This is a genomic window from Dactylosporangium vinaceum, assembly GCF_019904175.1.
GTDB lineage: Bacteria > Actinomycetota > Actinomycetes > Mycobacteriales > Micromonosporaceae > Dactylosporangium > Dactylosporangium vinaceum.
The window spans coordinates 3,719,462-3,737,184 of sequence record NZ_CP061913.1; the positions used below are offsets into that span (position 1 = coordinate 3,719,462).

Consider the following 17,723-nt stretch of genomic DNA (forward strand, 5'->3'; position numbering starts at 1 on the left):
ACCAGCCGCGGTCAGGCCCGAGGAGCCAACCGTGCCAGGCGCCGGAGCACATTGCCGAAGCGGTCAACGGCCCCACCCCGGCCAGCACGTCATGCTAGACGTCGGGACCCACGTGTCAGCGAGCGCGGGTCCCACCGACGGACGGCCGGCGCCTGTGCTTGCGAGTTCGGGAACCATCCGTGGGCCCGACGAGCCAGCTCGGCCGGAGAGCTGAACCGGTGAACGGGTTGCCAACAGTGCTTGCGTGCCCCGGCCAGGGACGTTCGGGACGCGAAGGAGCCGGTCTGTCCTCGGGAGTCGCGCATCGTCACCGGCAGAAGAGTGCGCCGCGGTCAGCGGAGGCGTGGATCGGCCGCTCGTTTGGTGATGGCGGCGATCGCCTCGTCTCTGGCCGAGTTGTCACGTGACCAAACCGGCGTGCGGCGATGTGAAGACACCATCAGCACAATTGTCCGACCGTCCCGTGCAGTGATCCGCAGCCGGGCCGGTCGTTCGCCGGCCGGTTCAACGCTTCGAAGGTCGCCGAGGCCGAACCGCCGAACGCGTCCAAGGCCGACGAGTGGCGTGAACGTGACCTCGTCACGCGTCAGGGCGAGCGTCCCTCCTAGCATCGCGATCCGGCCGGCGATCGATCCTCCCGACGAGAACGGAATACTTGCCGGCCATTCGCCATCGCTTGTCACTTCGGCACCCTCCTCGGAGTCGATCGTTGACCTGAGGAGTACCCACTTCACAGTCCACGCAGGACTCGGGCACACATTTTCTTCGCCAGGATCACGTGCACGCTCTTCGGCAGGGCAGGAAGCCGGCAGCGCTGCCGGTCCGTCACCGATCGTGACCAACTGCAACAGGCAGCTGCGCACGAACGGCGGCATGAGCTGAAGCCAAGATCTGATGAGCATTCTCGTCGGTGTGCGAGCAGATGGTCGGCAGGCTCAGTGACCTGGTCGGTGACGCAGATCGCGCCCGATGCGTCGCAGACCCGCTCGGAAGCCTGTACGGTGCCCGATGTCGTCGCCGGTCGTTTGCTGGGCGGTCAGCGGCTGCGCATAGCGGCCGCGGCACGAGCGGAAGCGGCAATCCGCTCTGTCAGCGCGGAACTCAGGGCTCGGGCGACTGACCGGCCCGAATCCAGGCGAAATAGTCGTCGAGGTGTTGCGGGTACATCATCCGGTTGACGACGCCACGCCATTGCGGTGGCAGCTCCCGGCTGGGCGTGCCGTCACCAGCGACGTCTTCGATGGCCATGTTGTATCGCAGATACGTGTCCAGCTGGGGAAACACCGTCTCGTCGAGCGTCCGGCACAGCCCTGCGCCGTGCTCGGCGGCGGACTCCACCGTCCGCAACATCCACATGTCAGCACCTGGGGCGAAGGCGAACTCTGGCGGCGGGTGGACGCGTCCGGACAACTGCCCCAAACCATGCTCGATGCCGCCCCGGTACGCAATCCAACGGTCCGTGGCGGCGTCGATGTTGATGTAATACGGCGCGCAACCCGGATAGCTAGAGTTCTGAAACCACAGAGAGTCCACGCCGACGCCATCGACGACGCGCAGAAAGCAGCCCTTCTTCCGGTCCTCGAACCCGTGGTCGCGCAGAAACGGCCGGACCTGCCCGGCCATCACCTGGTTGAGCGCCCGCCGCACTTCCGAGACCATGCGTTCACGGTATGCGGTGAAAGCGCCAGAGACGTAGAGGTTCGCGAGGCGTTGAGAACCATTTGGGCAGCCACCACTCCGGTCCGGAAACCGACGCCATCACCAGCCTCTTGCGCACCATCGGCGCCAGATGAGGATGCCGATCGGTCGTTCAGGAAGCCTCCTATGTAAGGATCGTCGGATGACCGACGAGCAGGCGCGTGTACTTGCGCGCGGCGGGAACATCGCGGTGACTTGGCTGGATGGCCGCGCCTTTCCAGGGATCCACGTACAGGGCGACACCTTCGCCGGGCTGTGTCGGCAGATCGCCGAAGCCGCCAGCCGGTTGCGCCATACTGGAGGCGACAGCGAAGCATCGGATGATCTCGGCTACGCGGTCGAGGAGATGGCTGGCATGGTGCGCTTCTACGAATCGGCACTCGCGGAGCGGGACATTCGACGGCCGTACCACCATGACGATGCCGGCTGAGGTGTGCTCAAAGCACTACGCAGCGCATCTCACTCAGTACGGTCGGCACGCCCGAATGGACCCACTGAAGTTACTACGCGTGGCGAGCGACTTGCGGCAGATGTGCGCACGTGACCTTGCCGTAGCAGGTACCTGCAGTACGGCCCTGAACTGCGGGAGCATCGTTAACGGCTCGTCTCACGTCCCGCCGCCAGCAGATCCCGGCTGCGGACCGCCGATGTAGACCCGCACGAAGTGAAGCTGAGAGTGAAGCTCGTTCGCCGCATCTAGATGGCCCGCCAGTTCCTCCGGCGTTATCTCGATAATCACATTCTTGCCCCCTTCGCGCTTCACGCGGCGGAAGAAGTCGCCTTCGATCGGAATTGAGTGTGCGACCTTATTTCGGAAGGAGACCAGACTCAGAAGCCTCGGCTTGAGGCTCTTATACGGCTCGGCAGCCATAAGATCGGGACGCTCTGCCTGGAGGATGTCCCTGAGTAGCTTGATCTTGTCGTCATACCGCATCCGATCGAGAGAGGCTTCTAGATCAGCGCGCTCGCCATCGGTCTTCGCGTACCACCAGCCGACAAGATCGGTTACCCGGAGTTCGCAAGCCTCGTGCAGGGCAAGGATTAGCTCCGGGATCGGCTCGGTGCCCAGTTGCTTGGCCAAGCCATCGACGAAACTTGAGCCCGGGCGGCCGGCGGTCTTGAACTGGGCGATGCCGGTACATTGCATCGGATCGTGATCATTTTCCGAGCAAACGCAACCGCAACCCGCCATCGTGGACACCAACACGTCACCCACGCGCTCTCCAACGAGGAACGGCTTGCCCGTTTCATCCCGCTCGGTGACCCGCACGCCAGACTTCGAAGCTTTCCGCCATGCCCGGTTGATCAGAGCCCGGTCGACCTCAATCCCGAGCGCCATGCGGCACGGGTCACAGACCATGTGGTAGGCCACGGCGAACCCCCTTGCCCTTGCTGGACGTGGGCGAACTTTACTCCCTGTCCAACTGGGGCGCCCCATGATTTCGGCCGCCGGGCCACGTGGCGCTTGAACGCGCTCACGGCTGGCGACGTGGGCGGCAGGGGTTTGGCCCCGTCCACCATTGAGGTGCCGTTCGCCTCCCGGCCGACCCCCAGGGCGACGACAAGTGAAGTCGGCAGAACACGAGGTCTCGGCGCCGCTGGCCTCACCGGCAGGCGATAGTGGGCTCGGCCGGCTGCCGCGCACGAATAGCGGCATGAGCGTGCGCGGCGATGATGCGGTCGGGCAGGGGCGAGACGGCGTCGCTAGATGTAGGTTGTGTGGCCGGGCCTAAAGCGGCATAGACGCGATTATATGAGACCTTCGAAGGACTGCCCGCCGGGACGCCAGCACATCCAATGCCCGTCCTTGAAGCCGCTCAGGAGCGCGATTTCTGGTCCGGGCACGTCGTCAGCCTCGGGATGTAGGCAGATTGCGCCTTGGTCGAACTCGATCCGAAGGCCCCGGCCCCTCTCTTCTATCGTCGCGACAACACGGCTCGGTATGAACCTGCATAACGCATCGGCGTAGCCCACCTGCCGCGGGCCGATCCGACCGGACGGCGTTTGTACGACGGGTAACACATCGCAGTTGAGGACCGGCATGTCTTCTGTCGGTCCATCGAAGCGCAGTTGCACGTAGTCCAAGACGAACTGGACCGAGTAGAGACGGAAGCCGACGAGACGACTTAGCAACGCGTTGGGAGCGTATGCACTGGGTTCCGACGGCATGGCGTCATATTGCCCGAACATCCGGCAGTGGACATCCTCGATTCGGCACGGTCGGAAGCTCGGCGCCGTCAGCCCACTCACCGTCTGTGACAAGCGCTGGGCGGCCGCCGCACACCAACGGCGGCATGTCCGGATGCGATGCGATGCCGTGGCGGCGCACATGTTGGCAGTGCCGGTATCGGTCTTGGTGTGGGTGTTAGGAGTGCTGGTCGCCGCCACGGCCGGTGAGACGGTGGACGGCCGGTTGTTGACCGGGTGACGATGCTTCAGGGGCGGGTTCCGGCCGTTGGTGGCCGCACTCGAGCTCGCGGCCCTCGAGGTCGGTCACCCACCCTTCGGACCCGTTGAAGTACACCTGTATCAGCCCAGCGTGGTAGTTCACGTCGAACGGCTCGCCTGGCCTCGTAGTACCTGGCCAGGACGACTCGCCGCCGGCCCGGCCAATCGTATGGATGACAACCGATTCGCCAGGGTTGAGCCAATAGTCCCACCCGTACCATTCGAGCACCACCTCAAGCGGTTCGGCGCTATTGTTGTGAATCGGCAAGCGGGCCAGAGGCTCGTCCCTCACGGTTCACCATCCTTACGAAGAACACCAGCCGCCGCGCACGCCAGATGAAGTGCCAGCGGTGGGAGTGACACTAACGCCCAACCCGACCGCGCCTACCGGTCCGGGCAGCACGACGCATCGACCTTGGGGAGCACGAGCATCGGCAGAACAGGTAGCCGCGACCACGCCGAGGACGGTCACCTTCGGTGACGGCCTCGAACTGCCAGGCGCGCACCAACGGCGGCATGAGCGGATGTCGACGATCAAGGTGCGGCGCGTCGTCGGGTACGGTCATCGCCGTGGATGTGGAGGACTTCTGGCGGTTGCTGGAGCATTCAGCCGAGGAGAGCACACACCCGCAGCGCCGGGCCGAGTGGCTTGAGTATCGGCTCAGCAAAGTTGCCCTGGGTCACATCATGGACTTTCAGATCTACCTTGACACCGCTCGAGGACCGATCGATACCTGGAACATGCTGGGAGGCGCCAATCTCATCATGGACGGTCTCTGCAGTGGCGACTCGTTCTGGTACTTCCAGCCATGGCTCATCGGTCAGGGACGACGCTGGTGGCAGCACGCCGCTCAGAATCCCGACAATCTCGTTGACCTCCCCGCGGTACAGAACCTCGCTGGTCGCCGTCCACAGCAGTGGCCCGATGCCGAGTGGCCGCACTGGGAAGACCTGAGCGCCGTTGCCTCCCTCGCCTACGACCGGCGCACCGGCCAGGAAGAAGGCATCTACGACGCCCTCAGCGAACGGGGTCACCCCTGCCCCTCGGCGCCGCAGATGATCGGCAACATTTGGAACACCGACAGCCCGGCCGAGATCGAACAGCGTCTACCACGGCTCAACCGGCTGTTCCCACGCGAACGCTACCTGCGGCCTTGAGCGCGCGAGCACGACGGCGACCCCTCGCCGACCGCTCGACCAGCGGCATGAGCGCGCACGTGATCAAGCAACGCTGGCGCCCCGAGCGTTCGGAACGCAACGCCCTATCACCTTTGACTGGAGGTGCTGATGCAAGCAGATGAGCCGGCCGTGGCCGAGATGGAGAGCGCGACAGCGGACCTGCTCCGCCTCGCGTTCGTCGAGATCAGATTCCTGACCGAGGATCGACACGAGGATCAGTCGCCCGAAGCTGTCATCCGGCGCCGTAAGCGCGTCAACGCGATCGCCGACATCTGCCACAACCTTCCGGGCCTGCTGGCGCCGGATCGGCGTGCCCGTCTGGCTGATGGACTGCGGTCTCTGTGGAACACTGCCAACGCGGTTCAGCGGCGTTGGCTCGTCGGCAACTGGGATCACCTCGCCTACGATCATCGGTGGCTCACCGCGTCGACACCGGACGCGACAGCAGGCACCGCCGCCGAGTGACGGTTCGCCGTAGGACCGCAGCACACCGGATGGCGGCAGATGCGGAAACGGCGGCAGCTCGGCGGCCGCTTTCTCCGCTACTACAATAAGCGCGCATCGCCGAGCGTTACGTGTGTAGACGTGCCGCCGCTGCGGATTACGCATCTTACCACTAGGCGAACCGCGCCATTCAATGGGAAGTCGACGCTCTTGGGATGGCCGAGTGACACAACAAAAGAAGCATTGAGTGCCTGACCGTCCTGATTTTCGAACGTCACTGACACCGAGTATCCGGTCGCGCCACTCTCGTCGTCTGCGATGCCGACCGTGGCAGCGAATCGGGTGAAGCCGCCTGATGTCCACGTTTGCTTGCTAGCATACTGGGCAGTTCCGCACCACTTCTTCACGCTCTGCTCGTACAACTTACCCGACATTGAGAACGATCCCGCACCAGCTGTGTTCTCAGCGGTTGACGTTCTGGCGATAAGGTAAACGGGCGAAGGCGCTGGCGATTGCTCAAGTGGTGGCTCGGACTTCACCGAACTTTGAGACGGCGCCGCGCTGGGCGAATTCTGACTCTCGAAACGACTTGGCGCCACCGACGTCGGGGAGCCGATGCCGAACGTCGGGTGCGGTGAGCCGGCGGGGCTAGTTGACACCGTTGGGGGTTCCGCAGGACCAGCCGTGATCTTGAAGTCAGTAGCATCCCGTACCAGCGCGAGGATGCTCACGAGAAGCCCGAGAATGCTGACTGCAACTCCGATTGCCGCGAGCCCAGGGTGTTCCTTGAACCAGTTCCACAGCCGCACGAACACGCACCTTCCAAGATGGCGGGCGCTGGTGACCCTATGACGCAGGCGGCAACGCGTACATCCCATTCACCCGATCGGCGGAGCTCGTAGAGAGCCATCCCAACCGTTGCCCGACGCACGTCGGGCTTGACAGGATGCTCGATCAAGCCGAGCCCCGTAACTAAGGGTGACGAGTTCGGGTCGGCCACAGCGCACCAACGGCGGCAGATCCGGTAAACCTGGATCGTTCCGCTCACAGGGCCTTCGGCGTTGGCCTGCGACGGCGCTGGCGTTGCAGGCCCGTCAGGTCAGTGATGTCGACGGTGCACCATTGCTGGTCTTCGGCTGCGAAGTGGCCGACCCATTCGGCGAACGTCCAGTCGGACTGCCCACTGGTGATCGACGCGGACGTTCGCAGCTTCGCCAGTGCCTCGGACTCCAGTGCCGTATCGCCGGTCGTCCGGGCAAGGATCACCGCCTGGACGATCCGGGCTTCTGCAGCGCCCTGGGGAGACGCGAGCAACCCGTCCCGCTCCCAGATTCCCTCGTGGCTGCCGTGGCCGGCCAGCAATAGCCGGCCGAGCTCGGCGCGGTCGTGCAGCATCCACAACATGGCGGGTACGTAGCGGCGACCGTCCTCGACGAGCTGCGGGTCGAGCGGTTCACGGCCGTTGGGCCACGGGTAGATGCGGCGGCCGGCGACGTAGCGCCGCTGCCCGTCGACAACGGTCCACTCGTCGTCGCCTTGGAACTCTGCGCAGAAACCACGGCCGGCCATCAGGTTCAGTGCATCGTCGCGAACCTGGACCCCCCACTGCAGCTGGCCGGGCGGATGCATGATCGATACCTCGCGCCGCAACCCGTCGCTGTAGTACAGCGCACTGGCCGTCAGCTGATTGCCCAGCATCTGGTCCGGCTCGGGCAACCCCCACGCCACCAGCAACTGGGCGAATACCCGCGCCCGCGGCCTGGGCCGACCTGCCATGATCACACCCTACGCGGATCGGCGGCCTATACAGCGACAACAGGAGGTTGGTCACTGCAGGCGCCGCCAACGCGCTGTCTCAGCGGCATGAGCGCGCGCTGTCGGGATGGTGTCCGGTGGAGTTCGGGCCTCCGCCGGCGCAAAGCAGGACGTTGGTTTACCGTCGCTGAGGCGGGAGGCATTCTCGGCGACGCTCCATGGAGGTGGCGATGGCTGACGTCATCGTGACAGGAGCGCGCGACCTGTCGGCAATCCAGCAGCCGTCATGTGACCCGCGTCCAGCGACCATCCTTGATACGTGCAGGTAGGCAGTGGAAGTGGGTTGGGCAATGGCTGACCAGGCAAGGCAAGTAGGGTCGGACCACGGGCTCGAACTACGACCCGTCCAGCCATCCCGGAAAAAGCTGCGACCTGGCGACATCTTCGTGATGCGGGCGGCAACCGGCCAACACCTGTACGGGCGAGTCGTTGCCGTCGATCTGCCGGAGGATCGCGCCCCCCTTCCCGGCTGCAACATGATCTACGTATACGACATACTCCGTGAAGCGGCAGAGCCGGTACCGATCGCAGAACTGACACCCGACCGGCTCCTGATCCCGCCAATGTTCATCAACCGGCTCGGCTGGAGCCGCGGCTACATGCAGACGGTCGCGCACACCGACCTGACAGCCGAGGACCTACTCGAACAGCACTGCTTTGTTGACTACTTGCGACGCGGGTATGTCGACGAGAAGGGCAAGCAACTGCCGGCACGCACGGACCCCTGCGGAGAGTGGGGACTAGCCAGCTACCTGGTGTTGTCGGACTACGTCCACAAAGCGCTCCGAGGGGAACAGCCGGTCGCGGATATCTGAAGTGCCCGGACCGCGACGAAGGTCGCGGGCGTCCTGACGATCGATCGGTCTTGACGACCAGGTGCGCGCACATCGGCAAATCCGGTAACCATGATCGGGCACCCTGGTTCGACCCCGCGCGGGCGCCGATGCTCTCGGGAGTGGTCGTCGAGCTCGTGTGGATGCGTCCCTGGTGCGATCTGGCCGGATCCTGTTGATCACAGTACGGGCGCACGTATCGCCGATGTGTTGTGATCGTCCACAGTGGACTAGTTTTGCAGATCTTTAGGGCGCGCTAAGTAAAGTGTTTGCTGAGCGGCATGCTGGTCGCCGAAACCGCGAAGGCGCAGGTCGGCATCGTGCCCGGCTCCGAGTTTCCGCATTCGTTGGCGCGCTGGGCGTGACCCTGAAGCCGCAGGTCGAAGCTGTGGCGGATAGGTATCCGTACGCCCGTGCGGATCATACTCGTGTCGTACGGCGATCACCGCGTCGGCCAATGTCAACAAGAAGGCCTGAGCTGCCCTTTCCTTCGTCGGGACAGCGGGATTCGAACCCACGACCCCAGGGGGCGTCGGAGGCCCCGGGCGAGCTGAGCGAGGTCGTGGGCGGCTTGTTCGGCGGCGTTAGGCGTAGCTGCGCGTGTAGTAGCGCAGGAGGGCCGCTGGGTCGTGGCCGAGGCGTTCGGCAACTTCGGGGATGCCGAAGCCGAGGTCGAGAAGGTCCGAGGTGAGGAGGTACCGGATCTGGTGTGACCCGATCGGGCGGACGTGGACGGCGCGCGAGGTGGTTGAACCGGTTGCTGGGGGTTGTCGGGTCGAAGAGGTGGCCAAGTCGGCCGAGGAACATGTGGCCGGAGACGAGCCACCGTCCGGCCGGCCCGAAACGCGGGCGCACCCGGCCGCCACGGGCCTGCGCCGGTCGTCGCTGCCCGGCGCCGCGCACGGGTTACGGTGGCCGAATGACTGTCGATCACGCATCGGTGTTCCGGGCCGTCGAGGCCAACGGGTACGACGATGTCCGGGTCGAGTACGCGCCGCCCGCGGTCGCCCGCGTTGCGCAGGCCGCGCTCGTCCGGCTCGTCGAGGAGGCGGCCCGCGCCGCCACCGCCGACGCGCCCGGTGTCTGGGCCGAGAGTGCCCTGCCCAGTGTCGCTGGTGCCGCCGTACGGCTCAAGGACCTGTCGGGGCCGGAGGCGGTCACCGCCTGGCTCGACGCGTTCGCGGCACGGCTGCCGGGCGACGGGGCGGTCCGGGCCGTGCCGGTCGCCGTGTTGCCGGCCGGGCTCCTGCGCGGTGCCGAGCCGCGGCTGACGGCCTACCTCGCCCTCGACGGCGCGTTCACGGACGACGCGGATGAGGCCGAGCGGTGGTGCCGGCGCGCCCTGCACGGAGTCGGGGCCCGGCCACTGGTCGCCACGGGGCCGTTCTACCAAGCCGCGCCGCCCGACGCCGCCACGTACCTCGCCACCGCCCTGCACGCCGGACGGCCGGTCGAGGTCGTCGACGCCCCAGCCGCCCGGGTCGCGCTCAACCCCGACGGGCAGGTGATCCTGCAGCGGTACACCTGGGAGGATCTCGGTCCGGTCCGGCAGGCGCTGCTCGACGGAGCCGCCCGGACCCGGCTCGGTCTCGTCGCCGTCACGTCGGTGTGGGCGCTGGACTGGTCCGACCGCGGCCGGCTCCCGCGGCCGCCGCACGTGCCGGTCGACGCGCTCGCCCGCAACGACGCCCGGTGGGGTGGGGCGATTCCGGACGCGCACGGGCTGATGCTGCTCACGCCGGAGCACCTGCGCCGCGCGAGCGTTCCGCCGGGCTGGCGGCCGACGCCGGCGAGCGGCGGGCGGGTCCTCGTCGAGGCGCCCGACCCGCGGGCCTGGCTGCGCCCGGAGGGCCCGGACGACACGGTGCTCGCCGCCGCCCGGGCCGCCTTCGCGGGCCTGCTGAACAAAGGCTGATCAGGTTCTGAACGCATCGACAGCGGCCGTTGCCCGAGTTGACCATCGCTGACATACTGTCCGCGCGCCGTCACGGGGGAGGGCAGTCTTGAACGCCTGTCGAAATGTTTTGATCTTCGTATTGTCGATCTCCTTGATCGTCACCAACCAGCAGACAGACGCACTCGCGGGGCCACCGGCCGGATCGCCCACGGCGGTGTCGGCGGCCGCCGCGCAAGCCCAGGCCCAGGCCCAGGCCCGATCCGAGCGGCAGTCCCCGCCGTCGGGGCAGGCGCGCGGTGCCGCCGTCCCCGGTGCGACGCCCCCGGCGACCAGCCTCGCGCCCCCGCCGGCGGCCGGGCAGCCGGGTGCGGAGGCGCTCGCCGCCTGCCCGCCGAACAGCAACGACGCGTCGGTGCCGGTCAACGGCGGCGCGCAGTGCATCGCCGAGCACCTGACGTCGACCCGGTGGAGCCTCGGCTATGCCTGGAATCCGGTCACCCAGACCTACACCGGCGTCCCGTGCGTGAAGGACCCCCGCGCGCTCGTCCCGAACGCGGTCTACAAGATCCAGGACTGCCGGCCGTACGGGCTGCAGGCCGAGGGCACCGCCCAGGCCCGGGTCGTCGCCCAGCTCAACGCGGCCGGCGTCTACGGCGACAGCTCGGCGAGCGGGATCACGCCGAACCTGCAGTGGGAGACCACCGTCCCGGGCGCCAGCGGGCGGCCCGATCTCGTGCTCTACGACCGTAACAACGCCGCCGGCCAGGTCGGCCTGGTCGAGATGAAGGGCACCTGGAGCAACGACAACCCGCTCACCGAGGTCAAGGCGTACGTGACGGCCTGGCCCGCGGGCACGCGGCCGGTGGTCCGCCAGCACTTCGCCACGCCGATCAACGACACGTTCCAGGTGGAGCTCGACCCCGCCTGCAAGGACGACCCCGCGGTGCACTCGAAGTACCTGTTCCACACCTACAGCGACCCGGTCAACGACGGCGTCATCTGGGTCGACAAGGCATTCCAGCCGTGCCCGGACCGCAAGAAGCAGAACCAGACCGAGGGCGACGCGCTGGCAGACGGCTACGCGGGCACGATCGGCGCCGATACCGACCACAACGGCATCGACGACATGTGGGACACCGTCAAGGCCCACACGGACCTGTGGATGGTCGGCGGCGAGATCCCGGTGATCGCCTTCGTCGCACTGCAGCAGCCGGTGAAGGTGTACCTCAGCCGCCAGGCCCTCTACGCGCTGGAGGAGGGGCTGGCCGGGCTGTCCGACGAGGCGGTCGAGGCCGCCTGGCGAAGTATCGTGCAGAACCTACCGGACGTGTTCGCCTCGTCGGAGGCGGCGATCCTGGCCGGAGACGGCGCCGCCGCCGGCCTGGACGCGGGCGAGCTGCTCGTGGCCGAGGCGATCCTCGCCGACACCGAGGTCGGCGCGGTCACGCTGTCGTTCGCGGTCACCGCCGGGCTCGTGGCCATCGCGATTGTCGCCGTGATCGCCCTGATCTACCTGCTGTACAAGTGGGGCGCGTTCGGCGACCCGCACATGGCCACCCTCGACGGGCTGTCCTACGATCTGCAGGCCGTCGGCGAGTTCCACCTGCTCAAGGCGCCCAGCCTGGGCCTGGACGTGCAGGCCCGCTTCACCGCGCTGTCCGGCACGACGACGATATCCATGCCCGCCACCTTGGCCCTGTCCGTCAACGGGACCTGGGTCGAGCTCGGCGCGGACGGCAGCGCGGTCGTCAACGGCCAGCCACTGCCGGCGACGCAGGCCCTCACCGACCTCGGCAACGGCGCGACGCTCGCCCGCCACGGCGGCACGTCGATCGTCTCGCTCGGCGCCTCCAAGGCCCAGGTCGTGTTCGACCGGCGCCGGATCGGCTTCAGCATCCCGTCCGGCATCGCCACCACCGGCCTGCTCGGCAACCACGACGGCGTGCCCGGCAACGACCTGGCCCTGGCCGACGGCACCCCGCTGGGCACGGCGACGCCCGAGGTCATCCACGGCCCGTTCGCCGACTCCTGGCGCGTCACCAACAGCGACTCGCTGTTCAGCTACGGCGAGGACCAGGACACCGCCACCTTCACCGATCATGCGTTCCCGTCCAACGTGGTGTCGCTGGACAACTTCCCGGCCAGCGACCAGGACATCGCCCGGCAGACCTGCAACAGCCACAACGTGCCCGCCGGGCCGCAGTTCGACGCCTGCATGCTCGACGTGATCCAGACCGGTGACGCCGCCTACGCCGACACCGCGGCCGCGGTCACCACGTTCCTGCAGGACGTGTCGGCCCACGGCGTGGACGCCGGCGGGGACGTCGCCGAGTCCTTCGACGGCGCCGTGGCCCGCAACTTCCGGCCGAGCAGCATCGAGACCATCGGCGGTGGCAAGGCGGCCGGCCCGGTGTTCGACGGCAGCGGGTACAGCTTCACCGTGCCGTCCGTGCCGAACCACTCGGGCGTCACCGTCGCTTTCGACGTCTACGCCGTTGGGCTCACCGCGGCCAACGCCGAGAACCAGCACCTCACCGTCACCGTCGGCGCGCCCGCCACCACGGCGGTCGTCGCGTTCACCCCGTCGGCGGCGACCGTCTCGTCCGGGCCGGCGACGGTGACCGCGCTCGGCTCCGGTACGACACCGCAGGGTGCGGCCTACCAGAAGTACCACGTGAGCATGACGGCGCCGCAGTACCAGCCGGAGCTCAGCGTGCAGCTGGCCCCGTCCGGTTTCCGCGGGCTCATCGGCAGCAGCATGGCGCTGGACACCATCACCGCGCACGTCACGCTGGTGCCGGCGCAGACCTTCGCGGCGAGCCTGCCGCTCACGGTCGCCCCGGGGACCATTAACGGCACCACGGCCGCGGGCGCCGGCTCTCTGGAGACCACCGGCTCGGCCGACGTCTACTCCTTCACCGTCGCCACCGCCGCCACCCACCTCGGCCTCGCGATGTCCGGCTGCCCCACCGGCAGCGGGCCGGCGCCGAGCTGGCGGCTGCAGCGGGCCAACGGCTCGACCATCGCCTCCGGCGGCTGCGGCGGGCAGAGCCTCGCCGCGCTCGATGCCGGCTCCTACACGCTCACCGTCACCGGGCCGGGGGCGATCGGCACCTACAGCCTCAGCGTCGAGGCGCCGCAGACCTTCGCGGTGTCGGTGCCGCTGACCGTGGCGGTGAACAGCGTCAACGGCACGGCGACCACGGGTGCCGGCCGGTTCGAGACCGCCGCCTCGCAGGATGCCTACACGTTCACCGTGCCGACGGGCGGGCGGCCGCTCGCGGTGAGCCTGCGCTCGTGCCCCGCCACCGGCTACTGGACGCCCGCGAACTGGCGGCTCATCGACACCGCCACCCAGCGCGTCGTGGACAGCGGCGGGTGCTACTACGACGACCTGGGACTGCTCCCCGCCGGCAACTACCAACTGCTGGTCTCCGCCGACGGTACCGCCGGTTCCTACACGGTGGACCTGGTGTCCCCGGAGACGTTCGCGGTGAGCACGCCGATGAAGGTCACCGCGAACACGGTCAACGGCACGGCCACCGCCGGCGCCGGCACCTTCGAGACCAGCGCGTCACAGGACATCTACACGTTCACCGTCGCCGGCGGCGGGGCGAGCCTCAACCTCAACGTGTCCGCCTGCCCGACCCAGACGATCACGTACCTCGGCTGGAAGCTGCTGGACAGCACCGGCGCGCGGCTGACGTACGGCGGCTGCGGCTACAGCAACCTGCCGGTCCTCGCCGCCGGCACCTACCGGCTGGTGTTCGACGCCGGCGGCCTGGCCGGCACCTACGCGGCGAACCTCGAGGCGCCCCAGACCTTCGCGGTGGCGCTCCCGCTGATCGTCGCGTCCGGCACCGTCAACGGCACCGCGACCGCGGGCGCCGGCAGCTTCGAGACGACCGCGTCGCAGGACGTCTACGCGTTCACCGTCGGCGCGGGCGGAGCGGCCGTCAACCTGAACGTCTCCGCCTGCCCGACGCAGATCATCAGCTACCTGCGCTGGAAACTGCTCGACAGTGCCGGCGCCACGGTCAAGAGCGGCGGCTGCTCGACCTACGCGCTCGGCGCACCGGCCGCGGGCGACTACCGGCTCGTGGTGGACGCGGGCGGGCTCGCCGGCCCGTACGCACTGAGCCTGGTCGCCAGCCAGTCGTTCCCGGCCACGACGCCGCTGGCGGTCAGCGCCGGCACGGTGAACGGCACCGCCACCCCCGGCGCGGGCACCCTGGAGACGGCGGCGTCGCAGGACGTGTACACGTTCACCGTCGCCGCGGGCGGGCAGAGCCTGAACCTCAACGTCAGCTCCTGTCCGACGCAGACGATCACGTACCTGCACTGGACCCTGTTCAACAGCGCCGGCACGACAATCAAGTCGGGCGGTTGCGGCTACTCCAACCTCGGCCTGCTCCCGGCGGGCGCCTACCAGCTCGCGGTCGGCGCCGGGGGCCTCGCGGGCACCTACGCGCTGGCCCTGGAGGCGCCGCAGACGTTCGCGGTGAGCCTGCCGTTGACGGTCACGGCAAACACTGTCAACGGCACGGTGACGGCGGGCGCCGGGAGGTTCGAGACGACGGCGTCGCAGGACGTGTACAGCCTGACGGTCCCGACCGGCGGGCAGAACCTGAGCGTCACCGTCGCGGCCTGCCCGACGCAGACGATCTCCTATCTGGCCTGGAAGCTGCTGGACAGCACCGGGGCGACGGTCAAGTCGGGCGGCTGCAGCGCGTACAACCTGGGCGTGATCCCGGCGGGCGCCTACCGGCTGGTCGTCGACTCCGGCGGCCTGTCCGGCAACTACACGATCACCGCCGAGGCCGCCCAGGCGTTCGCGGTGACGGTGCCGCTGAAGGTCTCCGCAGACACGGTCAACGGCTCGGCGGCGACCGGCGCGGGCAAGATGGAGACGGCGGCGTCGCAGGACATCTACACGTTCACGGTCCCGTCCGGTGGGCTGAGCCTGAACATCAGCGTCGGCTCGTGCCCGACGCAGACGATCACGTACCTCGGCTGGAAGCTGCTGGACAGCACCGGGGCGACTGTCAAGAACGGCGGCTGCGGCTTCTACAACCTCGGTGCCGTCCCCGCCGGCGACTACCGGCTCGCGGTCAGCTCCGGCGGTCTCGCTGGGACCTACGCGCTGGCGCTCGAGGCGCCGCAGTCCTTCGCGGTGACGCTGCCGCTGACGGTCGCGGCGAACACGGTCAACGGTGCGGCGGTGACGGGCGCCGGGAGGTTCGAGACGACGGCGTCGCAGGATGTGTACAGCCTGACGGTCCCGACCGGCGGGCAGAGCCTCTACCTGACGGTCGGCGCGTGCCCGACGCAGACGATCACGTACCTCGGCTGGAAGCTGCTCGACAGCACCGGGGCGACCGTCAAGAACGGCGGCTGCAGCGCGTACAACCTGGGCGTGATCCCGGCCGGCGCCTACCAGCTGGTCGTCAGCTCCGGTGGCCTGGCCGGCACGTACACGGTCGCCGCCGAGGCCGCGCAGTCCTTCGCGGTGACGGTGCCGCTGGCGGTGTCCGCGGACACGGTCAACGGCGCGGGGGTCGTGGGCGCCGGTCGGATGGAGACGGCGGCCTCGCAGGACATCTACACGTTCACCGTGCCGTCCGGCGGGCAGAACCTGAACATCAGCGCCGGCACGTGCCCGACGCAGACGATCTCCTACCTGGGCTGGAAGCTGGTGAACAGCGCCGGCGCGACGGTCAAGTCGGGTGGTTGCGACTACTACAACCTCGGCCTGGTCCCGGCGGGCGCCTATCAGCTCGTGGTCGCCGCGGGCGGTCTCGCCGGCCCGTACTCGCTCAACGTCGAGGCGTCGCAGTCCTTCGCGGTGACACTGCCACTGACGGCGTCGGCGAACACCATCAACGGCGTGGCCGTCACGGGGGCCGGAAAGTTCGAGACGAAGGCGTCGCAGGACGTGTACACCTTCACGGTGCCGGCCGGCGGGCAGAACCTGAACGTGACGGCCGCCGCGTGCCCGACGCAGACGATCTCCTACCTGGGCTGGAAGCTGCTGGACAGCACCGGGGCGACCGTCAAGTCCGGCAGCTGCAGCGCGTATGACGTGGGCCTGGTCCCGGCGGGCGCCTACCGGCTGGTCGTCGACTCCGGCGGCCTGGCCGGCACCTACACGCTGAACGTCGAGGCGTCTCAGTCCTTTGCGGTGAGCCTGCCGCTGACTGCGACGGCGAACACGGTCAACGGTGCGTCGGTGACGGGGGCCGGGAAGTTCGAGACGGCCGCGTCGCAGGACATCTACACCTTCACGGTGCCGTCCGGCGGGTTGAGCCTGAACATCAGCGTCGGCTCGTGCCCGACGCAGACGATCTCCTACCTGGGCTGGAAGCTGCTGGACAGCACCGGGGCGACCGTCAAGTCCGGCAGCTGCAGCGCGTACAACCTCGGCGTCATCCCGGCCGGCGCCTACAAGCTCGCGGTCAGCTCCGGTGGCCTCGCCGGCACCTATGCGCTGGCGCTGGACCTGCCCCAGACGTTCGCCGGCGCGCTGCCGCTGACCGTCTCGGCCAACACCGTCAACGGCGCGGCCGCCTCGGGTGCCGGGAAGTTCGAGACGACCGCGGCGCAGGACGTCTACACGCTGGCCGTGCCCAGCGGCGGCCAGGCGCTCACCGTGATCCTGAGCGGCTGCCCGACCCAGACCATCACGTACGGGCACTGGCGGCTGCTGGACGGCACGGGAACCCAGGTGAAGTCGGGGAGCTGCTCGACGTACAACGTCGGCACCATCGCGGCGGGCAGCTACACGCTCGTCGTGGACGCCGGAGGGCTCGCCGGGACGTACGCCCTGACCGTCCGGCCCACCTGACCGGAGGCCGCGGTCAGCCCCGGGCCGCGACATCCGGCGCACGGTGAAGCCGAACAGGACCGTGAGCACGCCGACGATCGCCATGCGGGCCGGGGCGGTGCCAGTGACCGGCAGCATGGCATCGGCGGTCGGCGTGTACCTGGCGGATGCGGTCTGGCCGTAGGCGTCGACGACCTGGTAGGTGATGGGGTCTGCCGTGCCGGTGACGGCGACGGTGGCGAGGGCGTGAAGGTCAGCACGCCGCCGTCCGTGACGACCGGTGTGACCTGCTGGCGGTCGGTGCCCTTGCCTGGTGCTGGCGAGCGGGCCGGCGGGTGCCGGTGCGGCCGAGGCCGCGACGGTTCCAGGAGGAGCGCGGCGTCGGCGCAACAGTCGCGCGCGGATGGCCGCGAGGCGACGTCGATGCGGTACTGCTCATGAACGACGCGGTGGCGGCCGTCGTCGACCGGTACGCGGTCGACGGAGCCCCGCACTGGCATGACGTCTGGCAGCTCGTCTCCGCAGGCGCTCGTTGACCAGGTCAGTGCGGTGGAGGAGACCGACTTGGAGCGAGAGCGCTGGCGGC

General features: G+C 68.3%; 12 protein-coding genes. 6 read left to right on the forward strand and 6 right to left on the reverse strand.

Annotated features, from left to right (window positions below; translation table 11 throughout):
- Nucleotides 1-332: 332 nt before the first annotated feature.
- Entirely contained in the window at nucleotides 333-875 is a 543-nt protein-coding gene (locus tag Dvina_RS16675) for a hypothetical protein (RefSeq protein ID WP_223103386.1), read from the reverse strand.
- Nucleotides 876-1,101: 226 nt separating this feature from the next.
- A complete protein-coding gene (locus Dvina_RS16680; protein WP_223103387.1) occupies nucleotides 1,102-1,659 on the reverse strand; it encodes a DUF4304 domain-containing protein in 558 nt (185 codons plus the stop codon).
- A 181-nt stretch (nucleotides 1,660-1,840) separates the two neighbouring features.
- On the opposite strand from Dvina_RS16680, the gene Dvina_RS16685 reads away from it, so the two are divergent.
- Nucleotides 1,841-2,128, forward strand: coding sequence for a DUF6959 family protein (locus tag Dvina_RS16685; RefSeq protein ID WP_223103388.1), 288 nt, complete (start codon nucleotides 1,841-1,843; stop codon nucleotides 2,126-2,128).
- Between the two features lie 177 nt (nucleotides 2,129-2,305).
- Here Dvina_RS16685 and Dvina_RS16690 read toward each other — a convergent pair whose 3' ends face one another.
- Nucleotides 2,306-3,070, reverse strand: a complete 765-nt coding sequence (locus Dvina_RS16690; RefSeq protein WP_223103389.1) for a hypothetical protein — start codon at nucleotides 3,068-3,070, stop codon at nucleotides 2,306-2,308.
- A gap of 377 nt (nucleotides 3,071-3,447) precedes the next feature.
- The gene (locus Dvina_RS16695; RefSeq protein ID WP_223103390.1) at nucleotides 3,448-4,086 is read right to left on the reverse strand and encodes a hypothetical protein; all 639 of its coding nucleotides are present in this window, start codon (nucleotides 4,084-4,086) and stop codon (nucleotides 3,448-3,450) included.
- A 630-nt stretch (nucleotides 4,087-4,716) separates the two neighbouring features.
- Here Dvina_RS16695 and Dvina_RS16700 point away from each other — a divergent pair.
- Together Dvina_RS16700 and Dvina_RS16705 are read left to right on the forward strand one after the other, a co-directional pair.
- Nucleotides 4,717-5,304, forward strand: coding sequence for a DUF4240 domain-containing protein (locus tag Dvina_RS16700; RefSeq protein ID WP_223103391.1), 588 nt, complete (start codon nucleotides 4,717-4,719; stop codon nucleotides 5,302-5,304).
- Between the two features lie 129 nt (nucleotides 5,305-5,433).
- Nucleotides 5,434-5,790 (forward strand): hypothetical protein, encoded by a 357-nt coding sequence (locus tag Dvina_RS16705; RefSeq protein WP_223103392.1) that lies wholly within the window; start codon nucleotides 5,434-5,436, stop codon nucleotides 5,788-5,790.
- An 80-nt stretch (nucleotides 5,791-5,870) separates the two neighbouring features.
- On the opposite strand, the gene Dvina_RS16710 is transcribed toward Dvina_RS16705, so the two are convergent.
- Nucleotides 5,871-6,578, reverse strand: coding sequence for an NPCBM/NEW2 domain-containing protein (locus tag Dvina_RS16710; protein ID WP_223103393.1), 708 nt, complete (start codon nucleotides 6,576-6,578; stop codon nucleotides 5,871-5,873).
- 235 nt (nucleotides 6,579-6,813) lie between these two features.
- Nucleotides 6,814-7,545 carry a hypothetical protein gene (locus tag Dvina_RS16715; protein WP_223103394.1) on the reverse strand — a complete coding sequence of 244 codons (732 nt, stop codon included), beginning with the start codon at nucleotides 7,543-7,545 and terminating at the stop codon, nucleotides 6,814-6,816.
- A gap of 329 nt (nucleotides 7,546-7,874) precedes the next feature.
- Here Dvina_RS16715 and Dvina_RS16720 point away from each other — a divergent pair, with 329 nt between their 5' ends.
- The 3 genes from Dvina_RS16720 (at nucleotide 7,875) to Dvina_RS16730 (ending at nucleotide 17,158) form a co-directional block, all read left to right on the forward strand.
- Nucleotides 7,875-8,399: an Imm26 family immunity protein gene (locus Dvina_RS16720; protein ID WP_223103395.1), complete on the forward strand. Its 525-nt coding sequence runs from the start codon at nucleotides 7,875-7,877 to the stop codon at nucleotides 8,397-8,399.
- Between the two features lie 937 nt (nucleotides 8,400-9,336).
- Complete coding sequence (locus tag Dvina_RS16725; protein ID WP_223103396.1) at nucleotides 9,337-10,332, forward strand: hypothetical protein; 996 nt, start codon at nucleotides 9,337-9,339, stop codon at nucleotides 10,330-10,332.
- A gap of 121 nt (nucleotides 10,333-10,453) precedes the next feature.
- Entirely contained in the window at nucleotides 10,454-17,158 is a 6,705-nt protein-coding gene (locus Dvina_RS16730; protein ID WP_223103397.1) for a VWD domain-containing protein, read from the forward strand.
- Nucleotides 17,159-17,723 lie beyond the last annotated feature (565 nt).

Coding starts and splice junctions, on each gene's coding strand:
- Dvina_RS16675 (WP_223103386.1), bottom strand. CDS start 875: ATGCCGCCGTTCGTGCGCAGCTGCCTGTTGCAGTTGGTCACGATCGGT.
- Dvina_RS16680 (WP_223103387.1), bottom strand. CDS start 1,659: ATGGTCTCGGAAGTGCGGCGGGCGCTCAACCAGGTGATGGCCGGGCAG.
- Dvina_RS16685 (WP_223103388.1), top strand. CDS start 1,841: ATGACCGACGAGCAGGCGCGTGTACTTGCGCGCGGCGGGAACATCGCG.
- Dvina_RS16705 (WP_223103392.1), top strand. CDS start 5,434: ATGCAAGCAGATGAGCCGGCCGTGGCCGAGATGGAGAGCGCGACAGCG.
- Dvina_RS16715 (WP_223103394.1), bottom strand. CDS start 7,545: ATGGCAGGTCGGCCCAGGCCGCGGGCGCGGGTATTCGCCCAGTTGCTG.
- Dvina_RS16720 (WP_223103395.1), top strand. CDS start 7,875: ATGGCTGACCAGGCAAGGCAAGTAGGGTCGGACCACGGGCTCGAACTA.
- Dvina_RS16725 (WP_223103396.1), top strand. CDS start 9,337: ATGACTGTCGATCACGCATCGGTGTTCCGGGCCGTCGAGGCCAACGGG.